Here is a 21,444-nt window from a genome sequence, read left to right as displayed (position 1 = left end):
GACGGTAGAACCTAAACCCGAATAAAGCTAGGGTTTCGCGTGTGGTGCTCGCCATCGCCGGAGCAGTCATACGGCATGCAGCCTTCTGAAGGCACTACATCCCGTGTTCGCTGCGTTCGCCACACTGAGGCTCGGGGCGGATTGGACTACCTGTGCGGCGAGCCGTCAGCCATGGGCGTCGGAGGCGGGCGCGGACTGTTCTTCGCCCGCCGGAGGCCGGCACATCCGATTGAACACCTCGACCAGTTCCGCCATGTCGATGTCTGGGTTGAGCAGCCACTGCAGTTGCAGGCCGTCCGCGACCGCGATGAGGAGCCGCGACAACTGCTCAGGGGTAACGTCCTCGCGGACGTTCCCGCGCCGCCGCGCCTGCCCCATTCCGTCCTCGATCTGAGCACTCAGGGCATCGTAGCGCTGAGTGAAGAAAGCATGGGCGGGATGCTCCACGTCCGATGCGGCGGCCGACAGGGTCACGAACAGATCGACCAGGCCAGGCTGCCGTGCGTTGTGGGCGACGACCCTGGCAACCGCCTCGCCGGGGGAAGTGGCGTCCCCGGTCGCCTCGGTGCCCGCGAGGTCCCGTTCGGCCAGGACCGCGAGCAGCAGCTCTTCGCGGGATTCGAAGTAGTGCAGTACACCTGCCTGTGACAGGCCGACCCGGTCCGCGATCTCTTTGAGCGAGGAGCCGCGCTCACCGCCTTCGCTGTAGACCTCCAGGGCCGCCCGCAGGATCTGCCGACGGCGCTCAAGGCCCTTGCGGTAGGGGCCTCGGGGCTTGCGTGATGTGCTCACCTGTCGACCGTACTTCACCCGTGGTCACGTGCGGGTTCCGGGGCAGCGCGAGGTCCGTCGGGCGAGTTGACTCCGACGGGCCGCCATCCGTATTTGCGGCTGTCCCTGTTCGCACGACGGCTGGTGGCCGGGACCGACCGCGTGCAGCCCGAGAGCGGCGGAGCGCATCAACAACCTACGGGTCAACGCACTCGGGCCGCCGCGTTCGGAGTCTCGACGAGTTCGACGCGGACCCGGTCCGGGTCGAGCACGTAGACGACCCGACAGCCCTCCAACGGGCCTTCTCCGGCCACGATGGGCTCCGAGAGGACGGTCAGGCCCTCTTCACGCATCCGGCCCAGGGTCTCGTCGAGTCCGTGAACGTCCACCGCAATGTGGACGGATCCCACTCGACCGTGGTCCGGGTCGGTCACCTCCTTCGCACCACCGACGTACTGCAGCAGTTCGATGAGCGTCGCCCCTCCGGCGAGGCGGACGAACGCCTGACGGACCACCACACCCGGGTAGCCCGTCACGGCGTCGACCCTGGGGCCGCTGCGCTCCCAGGAACCCAGCGACACGCCGCCCAGCACCCGCACGTAGAAGTCGAGCGAGCGGTCCATGTCGCTGACGGTGATTCCCAGATGGTTGACGGAGTAGGCCACGGCGGTCTTCCTGTCCCTCGGGGCAACGGCATAGCTATGGTACCGATCAAGCGCTTGGTCACAGCACCCTTCCGGAAACAAGCAGCAGCCGCCTACAGTCAACCTAACAAGCAATCGCTTGTTGAAGGCCGACGGGAAGGGAGCCGAGCGTGGCCGAACACCTCATCGATCTACGGAACAAGGTCGCCCTGGTGACCGGGGCCGGACAAGGCCAGGGCGCCGAACACGCCCGGACTCTGGCCCGGTTCGGCGCACGGGTCGTTCTCACCGATCTGGACGAGAGCGCGGCGCGGGCCGTCGCCGACCGGATCAGCGGCGAGGTGCTGGTCTGCCCGCTCGACGTGGGAAGCGCCGACGCCTGGGCCCAGGCGATGCACCGGGCCGAGGAGGCGTTCGGGCGGGTCGACGTACTCGTCAACAACGCGGGCATCGCCGTCAAGGAGCCGCTCACCGACCTCACCGAGGAGAACCTGGCGGCCACGCTACGGGTCAACCTCGTCGGGCCCGTCCTGGGCATGAAGGCGGTCGTCCCCCTGATGCGTGGGCGCGGCGGATCCATCGTCAACATCGCCTCCACCGCCGGCCTGGTCGGCTACCCGGGCGGTCTCGCGTACGCCGCGTCCAAGTGGGCGCTGCGCGGAGCCACCAGGTCGGCCGCGCGGGAGCTGGGGCCGCTCGGCATCCGGGTCAACTGCGTCTGCCCCGGGGCCATCGACACCCCGATGATCACGGAGGAGACGCGCGCGGGCGGCGGGGCGGTGGCGGGGCAGCCCGTCCCCCGGGTCGGCGCGGTCTCCGAGGTGGCCTCCGTGGTGGCCTTCCTCGCCGGCGACGCCGCCGGCTACTGCACAGGGCAGGACTTCATCGTCGACGGCGGACAGACGTCGTAGCACAGGTCGTTGCAGAGGAGGAGCAGCCGGTGAGTCACCGGGAGCGGGAACGTCTGGTGCAAGCCACCCGGTCACTGGCCCACGCCGTGGCCGTGACGGAGGTCTCCGCCGAGGAACTGGCCCGGGTCACCGAGATCCTCGCCTCCCTTACCCAGGAGCTGGAAAAGCAGTCGGGGACGCGATGCGTGCCGCTGCCCGTGGCGGAGACCGTGGGTGTGCCTCGCGTGCTGCTCGACCGGTACAACCCGGTGCAGGTCCCGTTGGAGGTGTTCTTCCCGCAGGGCGGCGGGGCCGAGGCCACCGTCGTGATGAACGCGCTGCACGAAGGCCCCACGGACTCGGTCCACGGCGGCGTGAGCGCGCTGTTGCTGGACAATCTGCTGGGCATCCTCGTCCAGTCGACGGGGCTGCTCTGTGTCACGGGCTCTCTGACCGTGCGCTATCTCGCCCGCTCTCCCCTGCGCCGGCCCCTGCGGATGCGCGCCGAGGTCGCCGCCCGCTCCGGACGCAAGGTCACCGTCACCGGCTGGATCGCCTGCGACGGGGTGCGCACGGTCGAGGCCGAGGCGGTCTTCGTCGAGGTGCCGCACCGTTGATGTGCGGCACACAGGCCGCGGCTACCGGGGCGCCGCACCGACGATGTGCCAAAACAGCCGGTTGCGGTGCTCGTGGGGCTGACCGAACAGCTGGGAGGTCGCGTGGGCCCTTTTGAACACCATCTGGGCGTCGTGTTCCCAGGTGATCGCGATCCCGCCGTGCAGTTGGACCGCCTCGGCGGCCACGTCGTTGAGCGCCTCCGAACACCACGCCTTCGCCAGGGCCGCCTGGGCGGGCAGTTCGGAGTCCCGTCTGGCGGCGGACCAGGCCGCGGCCCAGGACGCCGACCGCGCCGTCTCCACCGCGACCAGCATGTCGGCCATGCGGTGCTTCAATGCCTGGAACGACCCGATGGGGCGGCCGAACTGGACGCGCTCCCTGGAGTAGGCAACGGTCATGTCCAGGGCGCGCTGGGCGGCGCCGACCTGGAGCGCGGAGACCGCGACGGCCGCGATGTCGTGCAGGGTTTCGAGCAGGCCGGCCGCGTCGAGCGCGAGAGGGACGCCCGGTGCGCCGTCGAACTCCACCCGGGCCAGGTTCACCGTTGAGTCCACCGCCGGGGTGGGGGTCGAGCGGGCCTGGTCGTCGGCCGCGTCCACCTCGAAGAGACCCACCCTCCCCGGCCCGGTCCTGGCGACGACCAGGAAGGTGTGAGCCGCCGCGCCGTCGAGGACCAGGCATGCCGTTCCGGTCAGCGACCAGGTGCCGCCGGCGCCACCGGCCTCCGCGCGCACGTCGCTGCGGTCGGTCTGCCAGTGGCTGTCCTCGCCTGCCCAGCAGACGGCCGCGACTCGGACGCCCTCGGCGATGCCGGGGAGCAACCGTGCGCACGCCGCCGTGTCCCCGCAGAGCAGCAGTGCCTGGGCGGCGAGCACACCCGAGCCGAGCAGTGGTGACGGCGTGAGCGCCGCGCCCAGCCGCTCCAGCACGACGTGCGTCTCCATCAGGGAGAAGCCGGCGCCGCCGTACTCCTCGGGAATGGCCAGACTCGCCACGCCCACCTGCTCGCACAGCGTGCGCCACAGGTCCTCGTCGTATCCGGGGGCCCTCTCCACGGCCCTGCGCACCGCACCGCTGTCGCTGTGGCGGGCCAACAGATGGAAGAGGGTCGAGGACAGTTCGTTCTGTTCTGCGGTCAGTGCGAAGGTCATCGGGTCGCCCTTGGGTGAGGTGCCTCGCTGGGATGCAGGCGGTGGTTCACGCGCCGCCCGCCGATCGCCCGGATTCCCGCATGGCCCGCGCGTCCATGCCCGCCAAGGAGTCGGCGCCGACCTCCGCGTTGTGGGAGTGCGCGGCGTGGTGGAGCCCGAAGACGGAGTCCATGCCCGACCGCATGCCCTGCAGGTCCTCGGCCTGGTTGACCGCCTTCTTCGCCAGCGCGAGGCCGAAGCGGGGCATCGCGCTGATCCGCTCCGCCAGCGCGAACACCGTCGGCTCCAGTTCCTCGCGGGAGACGACGTGGTTGACCATGCCGAGCTGGTGGGCGCGGCGGGCGTCGAAGCGGTCTCCGGTGAACAGGAACTCCTTGGCGGCCCTCGGGCTCATCACCCAGGGGTGCGCGAAGAACTCGACGCCGGGAATGCCCATCCGCACGACCGGGTCGCTGAAGAACGCGTCTTCGGAGGCGACGATGAAGTCACAGGACCAGGCCAGCATGAGGCCGCCCGCGATGCACGCACCCTGCACCATCGCGATCATCGGCTTGGGGATCTCACGCCAGCGTCGGCACATGCCCAGGTAGACCTCGGACTCGCGGGCTATGCGGGAGTCGACACCGTGCTTGTCGGCGTGGTCCCACCAGATGACGGCCCTGCGCTCGAAGGTCTCGTCGATGTCGCGGCCAGGCGTGCCGATGTCGTGCCCGCCGCTGAAGTGCTCGCCGCTGCCCGCCAGGACGATCACTTTCACCGCGTCGTCGTCGACGGCGCGGGTGAAGGCGGCGTCGAGGGCGTACGTCACCTTCGAGTTCTGCGCGTTGCGATACCGGGGGCGGTTCACCGTCACGACGGCGACGGTGCCGCGCACCTCGTAGGTGACGACCTGGTCCTCGGCTACCTCGGCGGTACGGCTCTCCGCAGTGGACATGCCTGCTCCTTCGGTGGGGCCTTGGGCGTTGACCAAACAAGTGCTTGGTGGGGTAGTGTAGGCGAAACCCCACGTGCCGACCACCACCGAACATCGACTGCCTCTTGTAGGGGGATTCGTGGATCTGGCCCATTCACCGCAGGACGAAGCCTTCCGCCAGGAGGTACGGGACTGGCTCGAAACACATCTCTCCGGTGACTTCGCCGACCTTCGAGGACGCGGTGGTTCGGGACGCGAGCACGAGGCGTACGAGGAACGGCTCGCCTGGGACCGGCACCTCGCCGCTCACGGCTGGACCTGCATCGGCTGGCCGCAGGAGTACGGGGGCCGAGCGCTCTCCGTCTCCCGCCAGGTCATCTTCCACGAGGAGTACGCGAGGGCCGACGGGCCCGCCCGGGTCAACCATCTGGGTGAGGAACTGCTCGGCCCCACCCTGATCGCGTTCGGCACCCAGGATCAGAAGGACCGCTTCCTCCCCCGGATCCGTCTCGTCGAAGAGCTGTGGTGCCAGGGCTACTCGGAGCCAGATGCGGGTTCCGACCTGGCGTCCGTTTCCACCCGAGCCCGTCTGGAGACCGCGGCGAGCCCGGGACAGCCGGACCGGTGGGTGATCGACGGCCAGAAGGTGTGGACCTCACTGGCTCACCTCGCCGACTGGTGCTTCGTGATCGCCCGGACGGAACCGGGCTCCGTACGCCACGCCGGTCTGTCCTACCTCCTGGTGCCGATGCGGCAGGAGGGTGTCGACGTACGCCCCATCAACCAGCTGACCGGTACCTCGGAGTTCAACGAGGTCTTCTTCGACGGCGCCCGGACCGACGCCTCTCTCGTCGTGGGCGCTCCCGGTGACGGCTGGAAGGTGGCCATGGCCACCCTCGGATTCGAACGCGGCGTCTCCACCCTGGGGCAGCAGATCGGCTTCGCCCGCGAGCTGGAAACGGTGGTGGCACTGGCCCGGCACACCGGTGCGATCGACGACCCCGCGATCCAGGACCGGATCACCCGAGCCCACATGGGACTTGAACTGATCAGGCTCAACGCGCTGCGCATGCTGGCCGGTACGGGCTCGCCGGGCCCCGAGGCGTCGATCGCGAAGCTCCTGTGGGGGACCTGGCACCGGAACCTGGGCGAGCTCGCCATGGAAGTTGCGGGCGCGGCGTCGTTGACCGCCCAGGCCGCACCGTACGAACTCGACGCGTTCCAGAGGCTGTTCCTCTTCAGCCGGGCCGACACCATCTACGGCGGCTCGAACGAGATCCAGCGCAACATCATCGCCGAGCGGGTGCTCGGCCTGCCGAAGGAGCCGAAGGCATGAACACGCGAAAAGTCGAGCAGGCGCCGCCCGAGTACGTGCCCGGACACGGTCTGCTCACCGATCGGACCGTCGTGGTCACCGCCGCGGCCGGGGCCGGCATCGGCTCCGCTGTGGTGCGCCGCTGCCTGGAGGAGGGGGCGCGGGCCGTGGTGCTCGGCGACGTCCACGAGGGCCGCCTCGCCGGGGCCGTGAAGGAGTTGGCCGACGAGTTCGGTGATGACCGCGTGGCCTCGGCTGTCTGCGACGTGACCCGCGAGGAGCAGGTGAACGCCTTGCTGGACGCGGCGGAGCCGTTCGGCGGGGTCGACGTGATGGTCAACAACGCGGGACTCGGCGGCACCCGTTCCCTGCTGGAGATGACCGACGAGGAGTGGTCCCGGGTCCTGGACATCACCCTCACCGGCACGTTCCGCTGCGTCCGCGCCGCCGGTGGCCGGATGGCCCGTGCCGGGCGCAGAGGCGTGATCGTCAACAACGCCTCGGTGGTCGGCTGGCGAGCTCAGGAGGGACAGGCACACTACGCCGCGGCCAAGGCCGGGGTGATGGCCCTGACCCGCAGCGCGGCAGCGGACCTCGCCGCCTTCGGTATCCGGGTCAACGCCGTGTCGCCGAGCCTGGCAATGCACCCGTTCCTGGCGAAGGTCACCACCGAGGAATTCCTCGACGAGCTGAAGGGCCGGGAGGCGTTCGGCCGGGCCGCGGAGCCGTGGGAGGTGGCCAACGTCATGGTCTTCCTGGCCAGCGGCTATTCCTCGTACATGACCGGCGAGGTCGTCTCGGTCAGCAGCCAGCACGCCTGAGAGTTCCGGAGCACCGAGAAGGAGGAAGACCGTGGCCGAGGCCTACATCATCGACGCCGTCCGCACCCCGGTGGGACGGCGTGGCGGTTCCCTGGCCGCCATGCACTCCGCTGACCTGGCGGGCCATGCCATCAGCGCGCTGATGCGACGGTCGGGGATCGACCCCGGCGCCGTGGACGACGTCGTCCTCGGCTGCAACGACACCATCGGGTCGCAGGCCGGCGACATCGCCCGCACCGCCTGGCTGGTGGCCGGGCTGCCCGACCACGTCCCCGGCGTGACGATCGACCGGCAGTGCGGTTCCAGCCAGCAGGCGGTGCACTTCGCGGCGCAGGGCGTGATGTCCGGCACCGCCGACCTGATCGTCGCCGGCGGTGTGCAGAACATGTCCGCCATTCCGATATCCGCCTCGATGGCAGTCGGCGAGCAGTACGGCTACAGCACGCCCTTCGCCGAGTCTCCGGGATGGGTGAAGCGTTACGGAACCCAGGAGATCTCGCAGTTCCGCGCGGCCGAGATGATCGCCCGGAAGTGGCGGCTCTCCCGGCAGGAGATGGAAGACTTCGCCCTGAGCAGCCACCGACGGGCACTGGCCGCCATCGAAGAGGGGCGGTTCAAGGGCGAGATCGAGCCGGTCGGGGAGTTCGGCACGGACGAATGCCCACGCCGGGACACCTCACCGGAGAAGATGGCTTCTCTCGCGCCCTTGCGGGAGGGCAGTCTGATCACCGCCGCGCTGGCCTCCCAGATCAGCGACGCCTCCTCGGCCGTTCTGGTCGCCTCCGAGCGGGCGGTACGCGAGCACGGCCTCACTCCCCGCGCCCGCGTCCACCACCTGTCGGTCTACGCCGACGACCCGGTGTGGATGCTGACCGGCCCCATCGCGGCCACTCGCCGTGCCCTGCACAAGGCGGGGATGACGGTCGGCGACATCGACCTGTTCGAGGTCAACGAGGCCTTCGCCTCCGTCGTCCTGGCCTGGGCCGCCGAGATCGGCGCCGACCTGGACCGGGTCAACGTCAACGGCGGTGCCATCGCCCTGGGCCACCCCATCGGCGCGACCGGCACCCGGCTGATGACCACCCTCCTCAACGAACTGGAGCGCACCGGCGGGCGTTACGGGCTGCAGACCATGTGCGAGGGCGGCGGTCAGTCCAACGTCACCATCCTCGAACGGCTCTGACCACCCGCCTCCGCCCTGGCGAACGCTTGCTCGGTTCACCGCCGATCGGCCCCCAGGGCCCGCCTCGGGCGTACGCACCGGGCCGCCGTTCCGGTCAGTGGGAACCGCCGCCCGAAGCCGGCCGCGGCGGACCAGACTACGAAGCGGGCCCACTGGGCCGCCCGCTCCGAAGCGCGCGGCGTCGGCGTGGTGCCCACCGCGAGCGACGAGCGGACCGGGCACGGGATGCTGCCGCGGTCCGCGCGCCCTGCCTTCCCACAGAGGGGTCCGACGATGTCCCAGCACGTTCCCACACCCGACCCGGACGCCGCCGCCCTCTACGCGCTGCGGCGGGGGCAGCGCGGGGGCGGCATGCGCGAGACGGGCCTGCAGGCCGTGCGCGCCGGGCTGGAGGCTCTGCCTCATCCGGACTCGGTGCCGGAGATGGCCATGGTGGAGGACCGCGACATCGCCTGCGCGCACGGCGTGCTCCCGATCCGCGTCTACAGTCCCACCGTGGGCGCCGAGCTGCCGGCGATCGTGTACTTCCACGGCGGCGGCATGGTGATGGGCAGCAATCACTCCTTCGAGCCGTTCGCGCGGGCGATCGCCCAGTACACCGGTCACCGCGTGTTCGCCGTCGACTACCACCTCGCCCCTGAGCACCCTCCGCCCGGCCAGATCGACGACGCCTACGCGGCCACCGAGTGGGTGGCCGCGCACGCCTCGGAGCTGGGCGTGCTGCCCGACCGGATCACGGTCGCGGGGGACAGCGCGGGCGGCACGCTGGCGGCGCTGGTCGCGCTGCGCGCCCGTGACCTGGCCGGCCCCCGGCTGTTCTGTCAGATCCTGATGTACGGCGGTCTCGACCGCGACATGGCCGCCGACTCCGTCCTCGCGTTCGCCGACGCACCCGGACTGAGCCGCGACGACCTCTCCTATCTGCATGAACTCGCGCGCACAGGCGCACCGGAACCCCGCCCGGACGAGATCCCGGCCTACGCCGGAGACCTCACCGGGCTCCCGCCCGCCATCATCGCGGTGGGCGAGATGGACCCGGTGCGCGACTGGTCCGAGCGCTACGCCGCTCGGCTGCGCGACGCCGGGGTGCAGACCACGGTGACCCGATATCCGGGCGTGGGCCACGGCTTCCTCATGCAGCTGTACCACCTGGCGCGCGGCCGGCAGGCCCTGGCCGAGATCGCGGGCCTGCTGCGGGCGAAGGTGGCGCACCCCCTTCCCTGGTGAGGCCTGCGCGGGCGCCCGTGAGGTACGAGCCCGGCGCCCCGCCCTCCCCGAGCCTTCCAGCCACTTCACCGATGCGAGGACCCATGACGACGTCCGTGATCCCCGACGACCGCTCGACCCGGGTGGTGAACCCGGTGGCCGACGCCGATTCCGCACAACTGCGCGCAGCGATCGACGCCGCGGAACCGGGGCCCCTGCTGATGACGCTGGTGCACGCGACGGGAGACCGCGCGCTGCTGACCGAGTTCCGGGAACGGCTCGCCGCCGCGAAGGCTGCCGGGCCCGACCAGGACCTCGCGCCTGGCCAGTACCCGCGGGAGGTCGCCGACGAGGTGCGACGGCGCGCGCACGAGATCCTGCCGAACGGGCTGGATCCCGCCCTGCGGGACCCGGACGAGTCCCTGTTCCTGGAGATGGCCCGAGTGGCCACCGACGACGCCATCGGCCCCGAGTACGAGCCCTACCTGCGTGAGCAGTCCGGGTTCGCGTACCTTCCCGGCCCCGGCGCGGACCATCGGCCGGTACCCCCGGACTTCCGGGTCGTGGTGATAGGCGCCGGGATGATCGGCATCAACGCGGCGGTGAAGCTCGCCGAGGCCGGATTCTCGTACCGGGTGTTCGAAGCGGGCGACGACATCGGGGGGACCTGGGCGCGCAACACCTACCCGGGCGCCGCCGTGGACACCCCGAGCCACTTCTACTCGTACTCCTTCGAACTCAACCCCGACTGGTCGAAGTTCTATCCGACCGGCCCGGAGTACCTGCGCTATCTGCACCACGTCGCGGACAAGTACGGGATCCGGGACAACATCGCCCTGTCCCACCGGGTGCTCGGCTGCACCTGGGTGGAGGAGCGCCAGATCTGGCGGGTCGAGGTGGCGGGCCCCGGCGGCACCGAGGTGTACGAGGCGAATGCGGTGATCACCGCGACCGGCGTCCTCAACAGTCCGTCCGTCCCCGAGGTTCCTGGACGGGAATCGTTCGCCGGCACCACGATGCACACCGCGGAATGGGACGACTCCGTCGAGCTGGACGGCAAACGCGTCGTCGTGCTCGGCACGGGGTGCACGTCGGTGCAGGTGGTGGCAAGTCTCGCGGAGCGGGTCGCACATCTGGACGTCGTCTTCCGCCAGCCACACTGGATCGCCCCCGAGCGCGACGTGGTGGGCGGGGTCGCCGACGCAGCGCGGTGGGCGATGCGCCACCTGCCCTACTACCAGCAGTGGTACCGGCTGGTCACGCACTGGTTCACTGCGGACAAGAGTTACGCGGTCCCCCGGATCGACGAGGAGTGGTACGCGAACCACGTCTCCTCCTCGCCGGCCAACGACGCATTGATGCAGATCTGCCTGCGGTACCTCCACGAGCAGCTCGCCGATCGCCCGGACCTCGTGGAGATGCTCACTCCCGACTTCCCGCCGTTCGCCAAGCGCATCGTGAAGGACCCCGGGTTCCTGGCCGCGGCCAGGCGGGACGACGTCGCCCTGCATCGAGCGACCTTCGAGCGGATCGAGCCGGACGGGGTGCACCTGAGCAACGGCGAGTTCCTGCCGGCCGACGTGATCATCTGGGCGACCGGGTTCCGGCTGGAGTACCTGAGCTTCCTCGACGTCGTGGGACGCGACGGCGTCACCCTCTCGGAGCGCTGGGACGGCGGCCGGGATCCCCGTGCTCACCTGGGCGTGATGGTCCCCGGCTTCCCCAACTTCTTCGTCAGTGCCGGGCCCAACGCCGCCCCCAACCACGGCGGCGGCCACAACGTGACGAGCGAGGAGCACGTCCACTACGCCGTCGCGTGCCTGCGCCACCTGGTGGATCACGGATACACGGCGTTGGAGCCGACGCCCGAGGCGACCCGGGAGTACAACGAGCGGGTCGACGCCGAGCTGGACCGAACGGTGTGGCAGCACCCCCGCACCGCCAACGGCTACTACCGCAACGCCGCCGGCCGCGCCTGGGTGAGCTGTCCGTGGCGGCTCGTCGACTACTGGTCGATGCTGCGCGAGCCGGACCCCGACGCTCTGCTGCTGCACCGGGGCCCCTCGGCCCAAAGTGCGGCGGAGTGAGCCGCAGCCGTCGAGCGTCGGCGCCACAGATGACATCACTCTTCGGAGTCGTGCTTCGGAGTCGCACTCCAGAAAGGAACGTAACGAGATGAGCATGTTCGACCTCACCGGCCATGTGGCCCTGGTGACCGGAGCCGGCCAGAACGCCGGGGCCGGGATCGCCCTCGCGCTTGCGGAACAGGGCGCCGCGGTAGCGGTCAACGACCTGCGCGCCGAGCGGGCGGAGGCCACGTGCGCCGAGATCCAGAAGGCGGGCGGGACGGCCGTAGCGGTTCCGTTCGACGTCACCGACCTCGACGCCGTACGTGCGGGCGTCGCGCGGGCCGGGGAGGTCCTGGGCGGGCACGTCGGCATCCTGGTGAACAACGCCGGAATCCCGGCCGACATGGGCTACGGTCCGTTCCGGGACATCGCGCCCGAGCGCTGGCGGGGGCCGGTGGAGATCAACTTGTTCGGGGCGATGAACTGCGTGCACGCTGTCCTGCCCGGCATGCGCGAGGCGGGCTGGGGGCGCGTCGTGCAGATCTCCTCGGGCGCGGGGCGGACCGGCCTCGCGATCGGGGTGGCGCTGTACGGATCCGGAAAGGGCGGCGTCGAGAGCTTCGTCCGGCACATCTCCCAGGAGGAGGCGGCCGCCGGCATCACGGCGAACACGTTGGCGCTCGGTCTGATGCAGAGCGCGGGAGGGCCTGGGATCTCCGACATCGCGGCGGGCATCCCGGTCGGACGCCTCGGCCGCCCCGAGGACGTCGGGGCCGCCGTCTCCTTCCTCGCGTCACCCGAGGCGTCGTGGCTCACCGGCCAGACCATCGACCTGAACGGGGGAAGCGTCACGCGCTGAGGGCGACGGCCCGGCCAGGGGGCCGGACGGCGGGGAGGGCGGGCGGTGGACCGATCACCGTCCGCCCTCCCGTGCTGTGCCGCGGGTCAGTCCATCGCGGCCAGGTCCTCCTCGGTCAGCCGCCACGCGCCTGCCGCGGCGTTCGTCGCCACCTGCTCCGGCGTGGTGGCGCCGGCGATCACCGAGGCGACACCGTCCTGTGCGGCGAGCCAGGCGACGGCCAGCTCCAGCAGGGTGTGGCCGCGCTCCTCGGCGAAGCGGGTCAGGAGCTCGATCCGGTCGAAGTTGGCGTCGTTCACGACCTTGTCCGCGAAGAAGGCCATGGTGTCGAAGCGCGAGCCGGGCGGGTACGCCTGCTCCCTCCGGTACTTACCGGTGAGCAGGCCCGAAGCCAGCGGGAAGTAGGGCACGAGCCCCGTCTTGCGACCCCGGGCGGCGGGCACCAGCTCCCGTTCCGCTTCCCGGGAGAGCAGGTTCCACTCGAACTGGGTGCCGCAGAAGCGGGTGAGCGAGGCCGTCGCGGCGGCGTCCGCCGCGCCCTCCAGCTGCGCGCCGGTCACGTTCGACGAGGCGATGTGCAGGACCTTGCCCTGCCGTACCAGCTCGTCGAGCGTCTCCAGGGCCTCCTCCACGGGCGCCTCGGGGTCCGGGTAGTGCTGGTAGTAGAGGTCGATGCGGTCGGTCCGCAGCCGACGCAGGCTGCCCTCGCAGGCGTCGATGATCCGGCGTCGCAGCGCTCCGGGGGCGTAGGGCTCCTCCTTGGGGCGCGGCAGGAACTTGGTCGCCAGCACGGCCTCGTCCCGGCGCCCGCCGAGTGCGGCGCCGATGTACTCCTCCGACTTGCCCTCGCCGTACATCTCGGCGGTGTCGAAGTGGGTGATGCCGGCGTCCAGTGCCGCACCGACCACGGCCGCGCTCGCTTCGGGGTCGAGTTTCATCCCGAAGTTGTTGCAGCCGAGGCCCACTACCGACAGTGCCGGTCCGTCCCCGCCGAGCGGACGCTTGTCCATGTTGTTTACTCCCTGTTGACGCTGATGAAAGGTTAGGAGATAGGTGAGTTGAAAGCGTTGCGCTCCCGGCCCGGCCCGGTGAAGACGAAGTCCAGCTCGACCACCGACCCGAACAGACTGAGCCCGGTGGCGAACAGGTCGGTGCGGATGTGCACCTGGGCCCCGTGCCGCCCGTAGGCGAACTCCTCCGTCCGTGAGAACACCTCGGAGGCACCCATGAGCTCGTCGATCTCCCGGTCGCCCTCCTCGCCGCGGGCTTTGAGTACTTGAAGACCCTGGACCCGGGTGCCGAACTCCGGGTTGTTCACGATCTCCGCGCGCAGTCCGGTCACCGCCGCTTCGAGGTCCTCCAGCCTGCTGTAGTGCAGACCGAGGTGCAGGTACGACTCCGGCCACTTCTCCCGCTGGTCGAGAAAGGTCACCAGCGCCGGATGGGCGTCGGCGGTGCCGAAGCCGAGCCGCTCGGCGATGACGGCCTCCAGTTCGAGCTGCGCCGGCTTCAGCGCGAACAGGTAGATGATGTTGTCGGCACGGGCCGGGGTGTCCCGGTCCACCGCGATGACGTACAGCGGTTCGTCGGAGAACTGGTTCGGGAACTCCTGGACGCGGGTGCCGAGCAGTTCGAAGAACCGGGTCGCCAGGGCCCTCTCGCCCGGGCGGAAATGGAGGGCGAGATGCCCCAGACTCGTCCGCGGCACGGGCACGGTCCCCGCCGGAGTGCCCTCACGGACCGTGTTCGTCGACGCCATGTCTCGCTCATCTCCTTGGGGTGACGGTATGCGGTGAGCCGTGCTCATCGGGTCCCCGGCGCGGCGAAGCGGCTGCGCGGGGCAGCCGGCGCGCGGCGCGAGGTCAGCTGGTCCGCTCGGTCCCGCATGGCACCGAGCACGGATTCGGGCTGGGTGACGATGTAGAACTCGCCGTCCGCCGCCTGTTGCAGGATGGTCGCGGCGGCCTCCTCCGGGCTGATGGCCCGCTCGCGCACCCGGAACATCGCCTCGCGTTCCTTGTCGGCGGCGGTGAGGTCGCCGCTGTCGACTCCTCCCGCATCGTCGAAGATGCGGGAGGACACGGCCCCGGGGAGGACTGCGCTGACCTGGATGTGACGGGCGCCAATCAGCTCGACTTCCTGGTGCAGGCACTCGGTCATGGCGAGCACGGCGTGTTTGCTCATGATGTACGGCGTCTGCAACGGCCATGCCGTCACGGAGCCGATGGAGGCCAGGTTCAGCACCCATGCGCGTTCGTTCTGGGCGATGAGGCGGGGCATGAAAGCCCGCACTCCGTGGAACACCCCGTTGACGTTGATGGCCACGAGCCGCTCCCAGTTGGCCACCGGGGTGTCCCACAGGAAGCCGAACTGCTGCACTCCCGCGTTGTTGACGAGCAATCGGACCGGTCCCGACTCCCGGGCCACACGGTCCGCCAGGCGCTGCACCGCGTCGGCGTCCCGTACGTCCACGACAGCGGGGACAACGCGTCCGCCGTCGTCGCTGATGTCGGCGCAGGTGCGTTCCAGCCCGGCCGCGTCGACGTCGGCGAGCACGACGCTCATCCCCAACGCGAGGGCGGCATGCCGGGCAAGTCCCGCTCCGACGCCCGCGGCCGCACCGGTGATCACCGCGGTGCCCCCGCCGAACACCTCCGCTGAGCTGGCCATCGCCACTCCTTTCCGTAGATCTGACACATGTTCCGTCCGGCGGACGGCGGCCGAGTGTTCGTCCGGCATCGACCAGGACGGTCCACCGGTGTACCCACCCGCCGCGACGGCGGTGGGAGCGCGGCTGTCGCCTTCGGCGTCCGCGCTCCCCCTCCTACTGGACTCCCTACCGCGACCGCCGCCAAGAGGCTCCGGCGGATCTCACTGAGCGGGAACCGGTCGGGCGGGTGCGAACTCACGGCGGCGCCCGTTGACTGCCGCGCGCTCCGTTCCCTACTCTGCCAGACCAAGCGAGCGCTTGATTGGATGATGCTATGGACCAGCAGAAACGTGAGCCCGCCGATCATTGGCGAGGCCTTGGCCTCGGCAGCAGGACGGTCACCTACGACGAACGCGACGCGATCCTCTACGCTCTCGCCGTGGGCGCCCGCCCCGTCGAGGATCTGGACCTGGTGTTCGAGCGCGGCCTGCGCGTCCTGCCCACCTTCGCCCTGACTCTCGCGCAGTGGGCGCCGGACGTACTGGCGGACCGGGGCGCTTTCGGCGACACCCCCGCGCTCCACGGAGCACAACGGCTGACGGTTCACCGGCCGCTGCCGCCGTCCGGGAAGGTGACCTGCTCGGCGACCGTCGCCGAAGTGTGGGACAAGGGCGGAGCCGCCGTGTTCGACGTGGCGGTGGACAGCGCCTACTTCCACGCGGTCTGGTCGATCTTCGCGCCCGGTCGCGGCGGTTTCGGCGGCGAGCGGGGGCCCGGCCGCCCGCCCTCGCCGGAAGGAGAACCCACCCACCGAGCAAGGTGCGAGACGTTCCCCGCCCAAGCGGCGCTGTACCGGCTCACCGGTGACCGCCATCTCATCCATATCGACCCCGCCGCCGCGGCGGCCATCAAGCAGCCACGGCCGATCCTGCACGGGCTGTGCACCCTTGCGGGCACCGCACTGCGGGTCGCCGACGCCCTCGGCGCTCACCCCGCCGATCTGACCGAGCTGTACGGCCGGTTCGCCGCACCGGTCCTGCCCGGCGAAGCGCTCGACATCGCGGCCTGGCGGGGTGCGGGCGGGGTTGGCTTCGAAGTCGCCCGGCAGGGGGAACCCGTACTCTCCGGCGGCCGCGTCCGCTTCGGCCGCACGTGAGATACGACAGGACCCGCCAAAACCAATCAAGCGCTTGGTAGAGTCAGTTCTACGGTTCCGAGATGGGGCCCGCCCGCCTGAGCGCAACGGCCGGACCGCGAACGCACCGCGCGCCAGAAAGGCGCAGGGGCTCTCGCCCGACAACCCCGCCACCCCTGCCCGCCGGGACGCCGTCCCGCGCCGGCAGTGCGAGAAGGAGATCCGGCATGACCGCTCCCAACTCCGCTGTCCACCCCGCCCTGCGCACACCGCTGTGCGACCTGGTCGGCGTCCGGTATCCGATCGTCCAGACCGGGATGGGGTACGTCTCAGGACCCGAACTCACCGCGGCCACCGCGGCGGCCGGGGGCCTGGGCATCCTGGCCAGCGCGACACTCACCCTGGAGCAGACCCGCGACGCCATCCGCGTCATCCGTGAGCGCACCGACGCGCCGTTCGGCGTGAACGTGCGCGGCGACGCGCCCGACGTCCTGGAGCGCGGCGATCTCCTGGTGCGGGAGGGCGTGCGGATCGCGTCCTTCGCCCTCGCCCCGAACGAACGCGTCATCCGCAAGCTGAAGGACTCCGGCCTGGTGGTCATCCCGTCCATCGGCGCCCGCCGCCACGCGGAGAAGGTCCAGGCCTGGGGGGTGGACGCGGTCGTGGTGCAGGGCGGCGAAGGAGGCGGCCACACAGGTGGCGTACCCACCTCGATCCTGCTCCCGCAGGTCGTGGACGCGGTCGACATCCCGGTGATCGCGGCCGGCGGGTTCCGGGACGGGCGGGGCCTGGTGGCCGCGCTCGCCCAGGGGGCCGTGGGAATCGCGATGGGCACCCGCTTCCTCCTGACCAGCGACAGTACCGTGCGGGACTCGGTCAAGGCCGAGTACCTCAAACGCTCCGTCACCGACACCGTCGTCACCCCGGTCCTTGACGGCATCCCTCAGCGGGTGCTGCGCACAGCGCCGGTGGAGCGGTTGCTGAAGGAACGGGCGCTGCCGCGCCTCGTACGCTCGCTGCGCCACGCGGTCGCCTTCCGGAAGGTCTCCGGCACGTCGTGGCCCGACATGGTCCGTGAGGGCGTCGCCATGCGCCGCGGCCACGAACTGGGCTGGTCCCAGGTCCTGATGGCGGCGAACACCCCGATGATGCTGCGCGCCAGCATGGTCGACGGCAGGACCGACCTGGGCACCCTGGCCTCGGGACAGGTCGCGGGCGTCATCGAGGACCTGCCCAGCTGCCAGGAGCTCATCGAACGCATCATCGCGGAGGCCCACACAACCCTCACGCGTCTGGCCGACGGCCGGCGGTAACCACGGCCGACCGGCCCTCGCCACCATCCCCGTCTCACTGAGGAGAACCTATGGGCACCGAAATCATCCGGACCAGCGTCGACGAGAGCGGCATCGCCGAGGTCGTCATCGACTGCCCGCCGGTCAACGCCCTGCCGGCCGCGGGCTGGTTCCGCCTGGCGGAGACGGTCGGAGAACTCGGCCGCGATCCAGCCGTGCGGGTGGTGGTGCTGCGCGCCCTGGGCCGCGGCTTCAACGCCGGCGTGGACATCAAGGAACTCCAGGCCGACAGCGGCCACAGCGCCATCATCAACGTCAACCGCGGCTGCTTCGCCGCGTTCGCCGCGATCTACGACTGCGCGGTTCCGGTCATCTCCGCGGTGCACGGGTTCTGCCTGGGCGGCGGCATCGGCCTCGTCGGCAACTCGGACATCGTCATCGCTGCCGAGGACGCGTACTTCGGGCTGCCCGAAGTGGACCGCGGCGCGCTGGGGGCCGCGACCCACCTGTCCCGGCTCGTCCCCCAGCACAAGGCTCGCGCCATGATGTACACCACTGCCACCGCGAGCGCGGCCGAACTGCACGCGTTCGGCTCCGTCCTGGACGTCGTACCGGGCGACCGGCTGCACGAGCGCGCCCTGGAGGTCGCGGGCGAGATCGCCGGAAAGAACACGACGGTGATCCGTGCCGCCAAAGAGGCGTTCAACGGCATCGACCTGTGGGACGTGAAACGCAGCTACCGCTACGAACAGGGCTTCACCTTCGAGGTCAACCTCTCCGGGGTCGCGCACGAGGTCCGGGACGCCTTCGGGCAGTCCGCCGACGGGGAGGGGTGAGCCGTGGATCTCACCTGGAGCCCCGCGGAAGAGGACTTCCGGCAGGAGGCACGACAGTGGCTCGCCCGCAATGTCCCCGGGTCCCCCCTCCCGTCGGGCGACACCCGTGAAGGGTTCGCCGCCCATCTGGAGTGGGAGCGGACCCTGTTCGAGGCCCGCTGGTCGGTGGTGTCCTGGCCCGAGGAGTACGGCGGGCGGGACGTGCCGTTGTGGCAGTGGCTGATCTTCGAAGAGGAGTACCACCGGGCCGGGGCACCCGCCAGGGTCACCCAGAACGGCATCTTCCTGCTGGCCCCCACCCTCTTCGCGTTCGGCACCGAGGAGCAGAGAAGGCGCGTTCTGCCCCGGATGGCCGCGGCCGAGGACCTGTGGGCGCAGGGCTGGTCGGAGCCCGGCGCGGGCAGTGACCTGGCCGCTACCCGGAGCCGGGCGGTCCGCGACGAGGAGGCCGGCGGATGGCGGCTGACCGGCCAGAAGACCTGGACGACCCGTGGCGCCTTCTGCACGCACCTGTTCGGCCTGTTCCGTACCGACCCGGACGCCGAGCGCCACCGCGGCCTCACCTACTTCCTCGTCCCCCTGGACGCTCCCGGAGTCACGGTGCGCGGCTTCGAACGCCTCGACGGCGACGAGGGTTTCGCCGAGGTCTTCCTCGACGACGTGCTGGTCCCCGACGCCGACGTCCTCGGCGAGGTCGGGGAGGGGTGGCGGGTGGCCATGGCGACGACCGGCTCCGAGCGCGGGCTGACCCTGCGCTCCCCCGGCCGCTTCCTGCACACCGCCGACCGGTTGCTGGAGCTGGCGCGCACGCGCCCGGGCGGTCCCGGTGCCCACCGGGACCAGGTCGTTCAGTCATGGATCGAGGCCCAGGCGTACGAGCTGTTCACCCTGGAACAGGTCACCTCCATCGTGGAGGGGCGGCAGATCGGCGCGGAGTCCAGCCTGAACAAGCTGTTCTGGTCCCAACTGGACATCGCCCTGCACGAGACGGCCGTCGACCTGCTGGGGCCCGAGGCCGAGACCGACGGTCCGTGGAGCCGCGGCTTCCTCTTCTCCCTGGCGGGGCCCATCTACGCCGGGACCAACGAGATCCAGCGCAACATCGTCGCCGAGCGGCTGCTCGGCCTGCCGAGGAGGTGACCGCGAACCATGCGCTTCTCCATAGCCGAGGAGAACACAGCCCTCGCCGAGGCGGCCGGTGACGTGCTGGCCAAGCAGGCCGGCGCCGAGCGGATCCGGGCCGGCTGGCCCGGCGGCTCCATCGGAAGTGTCGACGCCGTGTGGCGCACGCTCGCCGGGGTCGGCGTCACCGCCGCCCTCGTCCCCGAGAGCGCCGGCGGTCTCGGACTCGACGAGAACGCCCTGGCCCCGCTGATGGAGACGCTCGGCCGCAGCGGCCTCCCGGTGCCCGCCGCGGAGATGGTGGCCGTCGGAGCGCCACTGCTGGCCGCCGCCGGAGCGCCCCAGCTCCCTGCCGTACTGGACGGATCAGCCCTGCTCACGGTCTCGCTCTCTCCCGGCGCTCCGGTCCCCTTCGCGACCCGCGCGGACCTGATCGCCCTGTCCGGCGACGACGCGCTGCGGCTGTACACCCGGGACGAGGTGCGCATCGAGCCGGTCAGCGCGGTGGACGGCTCCCGCCGGCTGGGCCGGGTCATCCCACGGGCCGGTGCCGGACTGGTCCTGGCCGCAGGTGCCGTGGCGGCGGGGGAGGCACGTCGACGGGGCGTGCTGGCGACGTCCGCGCTGCTGGTGGGGCTCAGCGAGCGGATGCTCGAACTGACCGTGGACTATGTGCGGGAACGACGCCAGTTCGGCGTGCCGGTCGGGTCGTTCCAGGCGGTCAAGCACGCTCTGGCCGACGTGGCACTGGCGGTGCGGTTCGCCAGGCCGGCGGTTCTCGCGGCCGGCTGGGCGCAGGCCGCCGGGGACCCGGAGGCCGACGTACGCACCGCGATGGGCAAGGTGCTCGCTTCGGACGCCGCCCGTACGGCGGCCCGGACGGCGATCCAGTGCCACGGCGCCATGGGCTACACCACCGAGTACGACCTCCACCTGTACGCCAAGCGGGCCTGGGCCCTGGCCGCGGACTGGGGCGGCCCGGCGGAACACCGGGAGTTCATCGCGCGGCGGCTCGGACTCGCCGGAGCGGCCGGCGACGTAAACGAAGGAGCTGTGACATGAGCGGAATCTGTCAGGACCGGGTCGTCGTCGTGACCGGTGCGGGCCAGGGGCTGGGCCGTGAGCACGCACTCGCCCTGGCCGCCGAGGGCGCCCGGGTGGTGGTCAACGACCTCGGCGGAACGGCGAAGGCCGTGGCCGCCGAGATCGACGCGGCCGGCGGCGCCGCCGTCGCTGATATCGGCGACGTCAGCGACTGGGGGTATGCGGAGGAACTGATCGGCCGGGCGGTCGCCGAATTCGGCACCTTGGACGCCCTGGTCAACAACGCCGGCCTCAACCGCGACCGGATGCTGGTCTCCATGACCGAAGCGGAGTGGGATCTGGTGCTCAAGGTCGACCTCAAGGGCCATGCCGCACCGCTGCGGCATGCCGCGGCGTACTGGCGCACGTGTGCCAAGGAGGGCCGCCCGGTGGACGCCCGGATCATCAACACCAGTTCGGGCGCGGGGCTGATGGGCAGCGTGGGCCAGGGCAACTACGGTGCGGCGAAGGCGGGCATCGCCGCACTCACGGTGATCGCGGCGGCCGAGCTGGCCCGGTACGGCGTCACCGCGAACGCCATCGCGCCCTCCGCCCGTACGCCGATGACGGAGGCCGTCGGGGCGTTCGCGGACAAGATGCGGGTGCCCGATTCGGGCTTCGACGCCATGCACCCGGGCAACATCTCGCCCCTCGTGGTGTGGCTGGCCTCCGCCGGGTCGGGGGAGGTCACCGGGCGGGTCTTCGAGAGCGAGGGCGGGGCGATCGGCCTCGCCGACGGCTGGCGGCACGGCCCGCAGCGCGTCCTCGAACGCCGTTGGTCCCCCACCGAGATCGGCCCGGCGGTGAGCGAACTGCTCGCCGAGAGCCCGGCGCCGGCCGAGGTCTACGGCACCTGAGCACGACGTAGGGAAGCGCGGCCCGGCAG

At 70.9% G+C, this 21,444-nt stretch carries 21 protein-coding genes; 14 read left to right on the top strand and 7 right to left on the bottom strand.

Annotation, left to right across the window (positions count from 1 at the left end; all coding sequences use genetic code 11):
• Positions 1 to 165: 165 nt before the first annotated feature.
• Both ACFWM7_RS02690 and ACFWM7_RS02685 read right to left on the bottom strand, forming a co-directional pair.
• Entirely contained in the window at positions 166 to 792 is a 627-nt protein-coding gene (locus ACFWM7_RS02690) for a TetR/AcrR family transcriptional regulator (RefSeq protein ID WP_383254227.1), read from the bottom strand.
• A 182-nt stretch (positions 793 to 974) separates the two neighbouring features.
• Positions 975 to 1,436 (bottom strand): VOC family protein, encoded by a 462-nt coding sequence (locus ACFWM7_RS02685; protein ID WP_383254224.1) that lies wholly within the window; start codon positions 1,434 to 1,436, stop codon positions 975 to 977.
• A gap of 149 nt (positions 1,437 to 1,585) precedes the next feature.
• Here ACFWM7_RS02685 and ACFWM7_RS02680 point away from each other — a divergent pair, with 149 nt between their 5' ends.
• Positions 1,586 to 2,326, top strand: a complete 741-nt coding sequence (locus ACFWM7_RS02680; RefSeq protein WP_383254221.1) for an SDR family NAD(P)-dependent oxidoreductase — start codon at positions 1,586 to 1,588, stop codon at positions 2,324 to 2,326.
• Positions 2,327 to 2,355: 29 nt separating this feature from the next.
• The gene (locus ACFWM7_RS02675) at positions 2,356 to 2,922 is read left to right on the top strand and encodes a PaaI family thioesterase (protein WP_383254219.1); all 567 of its coding nucleotides are present in this window, start codon (positions 2,356 to 2,358) and stop codon (positions 2,920 to 2,922) included.
• Between the two features lie 21 nt (positions 2,923 to 2,943).
• Here the strand turns inward: ACFWM7_RS02675 and ACFWM7_RS02670 are convergent, their stop codons facing one another.
• Positions 2,944 to 4,074, bottom strand: coding sequence for an acyl-CoA dehydrogenase family protein (locus tag ACFWM7_RS02670; RefSeq protein WP_383254217.1), 1,131 nt, complete (start codon positions 4,072 to 4,074; stop codon positions 2,944 to 2,946).
• Between the two features lie 46 nt (positions 4,075 to 4,120).
• Positions 4,121 to 5,008: an enoyl-CoA hydratase gene (locus tag ACFWM7_RS02665; RefSeq protein ID WP_383254215.1), complete on the bottom strand. Its 888-nt coding sequence runs from the start codon at positions 5,006 to 5,008 to the stop codon at positions 4,121 to 4,123.
• 118 nt (positions 5,009 to 5,126) lie between these two features.
• Between ACFWM7_RS02665 and ACFWM7_RS02660 the strand changes: the two genes are divergently transcribed.
• The 6 genes from ACFWM7_RS02660 (at position 5,127) to ACFWM7_RS02635 (ending at position 12,440) form a co-directional block, all read left to right on the top strand.
• Positions 5,127 to 6,323: an acyl-CoA dehydrogenase family protein gene (locus ACFWM7_RS02660; RefSeq protein ID WP_383254211.1), complete on the top strand. Its 1,197-nt coding sequence runs from the start codon at positions 5,127 to 5,129 to the stop codon at positions 6,321 to 6,323.
• The gene (locus tag ACFWM7_RS02655; RefSeq protein ID WP_383254209.1) at positions 6,320 to 7,123 is read left to right on the top strand and encodes an SDR family oxidoreductase; all 804 of its coding nucleotides are present in this window, start codon (positions 6,320 to 6,322) and stop codon (positions 7,121 to 7,123) included. The genes ACFWM7_RS02660 and ACFWM7_RS02655 overlap by 4 nt, the downstream gene beginning before the upstream one ends.
• 31 nt (positions 7,124 to 7,154) lie before the next feature.
• On the top strand, positions 7,155 to 8,306 hold the full coding sequence (locus ACFWM7_RS02650; protein WP_383254207.1) for an acetyl-CoA C-acetyltransferase: 1,152 nt from the start codon (positions 7,155 to 7,157) through the stop codon (positions 8,304 to 8,306).
• Positions 8,307 to 8,579: 273 nt separating this feature from the next.
• The gene (locus ACFWM7_RS02645; RefSeq protein WP_383254206.1) at positions 8,580 to 9,533 is read left to right on the top strand and encodes an alpha/beta hydrolase; all 954 of its coding nucleotides are present in this window, start codon (positions 8,580 to 8,582) and stop codon (positions 9,531 to 9,533) included.
• A gap of 83 nt (positions 9,534 to 9,616) precedes the next feature.
• Positions 9,617 to 11,599: a flavin-containing monooxygenase gene (locus ACFWM7_RS02640; protein WP_383254204.1), complete on the top strand. Its 1,983-nt coding sequence runs from the start codon at positions 9,617 to 9,619 to the stop codon at positions 11,597 to 11,599.
• Positions 11,600 to 11,687: 88 nt separating this feature from the next.
• Complete coding sequence (locus ACFWM7_RS02635; RefSeq protein ID WP_383254202.1) at positions 11,688 to 12,440, top strand: SDR family NAD(P)-dependent oxidoreductase; 753 nt, start codon at positions 11,688 to 11,690, stop codon at positions 12,438 to 12,440.
• Positions 12,441 to 12,526: 86 nt separating this feature from the next.
• On the opposite strand, the gene ACFWM7_RS02630 is transcribed toward ACFWM7_RS02635, so the two are convergent.
• The 3 genes from ACFWM7_RS02630 to ACFWM7_RS02620 are packed head-to-tail and all read right to left on the bottom strand — an operon-like array spanning position 12,527 to position 15,110.
• Positions 12,527 to 13,450, bottom strand: coding sequence for an aldo/keto reductase (locus tag ACFWM7_RS02630; protein WP_383254200.1), 924 nt, complete (start codon positions 13,448 to 13,450; stop codon positions 12,527 to 12,529).
• A gap of 32 nt (positions 13,451 to 13,482) precedes the next feature.
• Entirely contained in the window at positions 13,483 to 14,199 is a 717-nt protein-coding gene (locus ACFWM7_RS02625) for a hypothetical protein (protein WP_383254198.1), read from the bottom strand.
• Between the two features lie 44 nt (positions 14,200 to 14,243).
• The gene (locus ACFWM7_RS02620) at positions 14,244 to 15,110 is read right to left on the bottom strand and encodes an SDR family NAD(P)-dependent oxidoreductase (protein WP_383254197.1); all 867 of its coding nucleotides are present in this window, start codon (positions 15,108 to 15,110) and stop codon (positions 14,244 to 14,246) included.
• A 314-nt stretch (positions 15,111 to 15,424) separates the two neighbouring features.
• Between ACFWM7_RS02620 and ACFWM7_RS02615 the strand changes: the two genes are divergently transcribed.
• The 6 genes from ACFWM7_RS02615 (at position 15,425) to ACFWM7_RS02590 (ending at position 21,415) form a co-directional block, all read left to right on the top strand.
• Positions 15,425 to 16,246, top strand: a complete 822-nt coding sequence (locus tag ACFWM7_RS02615; protein ID WP_383254195.1) for a MaoC/PaaZ C-terminal domain-containing protein — start codon at positions 15,425 to 15,427, stop codon at positions 16,244 to 16,246.
• A gap of 206 nt (positions 16,247 to 16,452) precedes the next feature.
• On the top strand, positions 16,453 to 17,538 hold the full coding sequence (locus ACFWM7_RS02610) for an NAD(P)H-dependent flavin oxidoreductase (RefSeq protein ID WP_383254192.1): 1,086 nt from the start codon (positions 16,453 to 16,455) through the stop codon (positions 17,536 to 17,538).
• Between the two features lie 50 nt (positions 17,539 to 17,588).
• Entirely contained in the window at positions 17,589 to 18,353 is a 765-nt protein-coding gene (locus ACFWM7_RS02605; protein ID WP_383254189.1) for an enoyl-CoA hydratase family protein, read from the top strand.
• Positions 18,354 to 18,356: 3 nt separating this feature from the next.
• Positions 18,357 to 19,493: an acyl-CoA dehydrogenase family protein gene (locus ACFWM7_RS02600; RefSeq protein ID WP_383254187.1), complete on the top strand. Its 1,137-nt coding sequence runs from the start codon at positions 18,357 to 18,359 to the stop codon at positions 19,491 to 19,493.
• Between the two features lie 9 nt (positions 19,494 to 19,502).
• Positions 19,503 to 20,537, top strand: coding sequence for an acyl-CoA dehydrogenase family protein (locus ACFWM7_RS02595; RefSeq protein WP_383254185.1), 1,035 nt, complete (start codon positions 19,503 to 19,505; stop codon positions 20,535 to 20,537).
• A complete protein-coding gene (locus tag ACFWM7_RS02590; protein WP_383254183.1) occupies positions 20,534 to 21,415 on the top strand; it encodes an SDR family oxidoreductase in 882 nt (293 codons plus the stop codon). Before ACFWM7_RS02595 ends, ACFWM7_RS02590 begins: the two co-directional genes overlap by 4 nt.
• The last annotated feature ends 29 nt before the right edge of the window (positions 21,416 to 21,444 follow it).

Origin of the sequence: Streptomyces sp. NPDC058375 (assembly GCF_042723425.1) — a bacterium.
Taxonomy (GTDB): Bacteria; Actinomycetota; Actinomycetes; order Streptomycetales; family Streptomycetaceae; genus Streptomyces; species Streptomyces durocortorensis.
Note: the sequence above shows the minus strand (reverse complement) of the source record. Positions and strands in the feature narration are given on the sequence as shown.

What these genes read in the sequence shown, in the direction of transcription:
- ACFWM7_RS02670 (WP_383254217.1), bottom strand. Translation starts at nt 4,074, where the DNA reads ATGACCTTCGCACTGACCGCAGAACAGAACGAACTGTCCTCGACCCTC.
- ACFWM7_RS02665 (WP_383254215.1), bottom strand. Translation starts at nt 5,008, where the DNA reads ATGTCCACTGCGGAGAGCCGTACCGCCGAGGTAGCCGAGGACCAGGTC.
- ACFWM7_RS02655 (WP_383254209.1), top strand. Translation starts at nt 6,320, where the DNA reads ATGAACACGCGAAAAGTCGAGCAGGCGCCGCCCGAGTACGTGCCCGGA.
- ACFWM7_RS02645 (WP_383254206.1), top strand. Translation starts at nt 8,580, where the DNA reads ATGTCCCAGCACGTTCCCACACCCGACCCGGACGCCGCCGCCCTCTAC.
- ACFWM7_RS02640 (WP_383254204.1), top strand. Translation starts at nt 9,617, where the DNA reads ATGACGACGTCCGTGATCCCCGACGACCGCTCGACCCGGGTGGTGAAC.
- ACFWM7_RS02635 (WP_383254202.1), top strand. Translation starts at nt 11,688, where the DNA reads ATGAGCATGTTCGACCTCACCGGCCATGTGGCCCTGGTGACCGGAGCC.
- ACFWM7_RS02630 (WP_383254200.1), bottom strand. Translation starts at nt 13,450, where the DNA reads ATGGACAAGCGTCCGCTCGGCGGGGACGGACCGGCACTGTCGGTAGTG.
- ACFWM7_RS02625 (WP_383254198.1), bottom strand. Translation starts at nt 14,199, where the DNA reads ATGGCGTCGACGAACACGGTCCGTGAGGGCACTCCGGCGGGGACCGTG.
- ACFWM7_RS02620 (WP_383254197.1), bottom strand. Translation starts at nt 15,110, where the DNA reads ATGGCCAGCTCAGCGGAGGTGTTCGGCGGGGGCACCGCGGTGATCACC.
- ACFWM7_RS02615 (WP_383254195.1), top strand. Translation starts at nt 15,425, where the DNA reads ATGGACCAGCAGAAACGTGAGCCCGCCGATCATTGGCGAGGCCTTGGC.
- ACFWM7_RS02610 (WP_383254192.1), top strand. Translation starts at nt 16,453, where the DNA reads ATGACCGCTCCCAACTCCGCTGTCCACCCCGCCCTGCGCACACCGCTG.
- ACFWM7_RS02605 (WP_383254189.1), top strand. Translation starts at nt 17,589, where the DNA reads ATGGGCACCGAAATCATCCGGACCAGCGTCGACGAGAGCGGCATCGCC.
- ACFWM7_RS02595 (WP_383254185.1), top strand. Translation starts at nt 19,503, where the DNA reads ATGCGCTTCTCCATAGCCGAGGAGAACACAGCCCTCGCCGAGGCGGCC.
- ACFWM7_RS02590 (WP_383254183.1), top strand. Translation starts at nt 20,534, where the DNA reads ATGAGCGGAATCTGTCAGGACCGGGTCGTCGTCGTGACCGGTGCGGGC.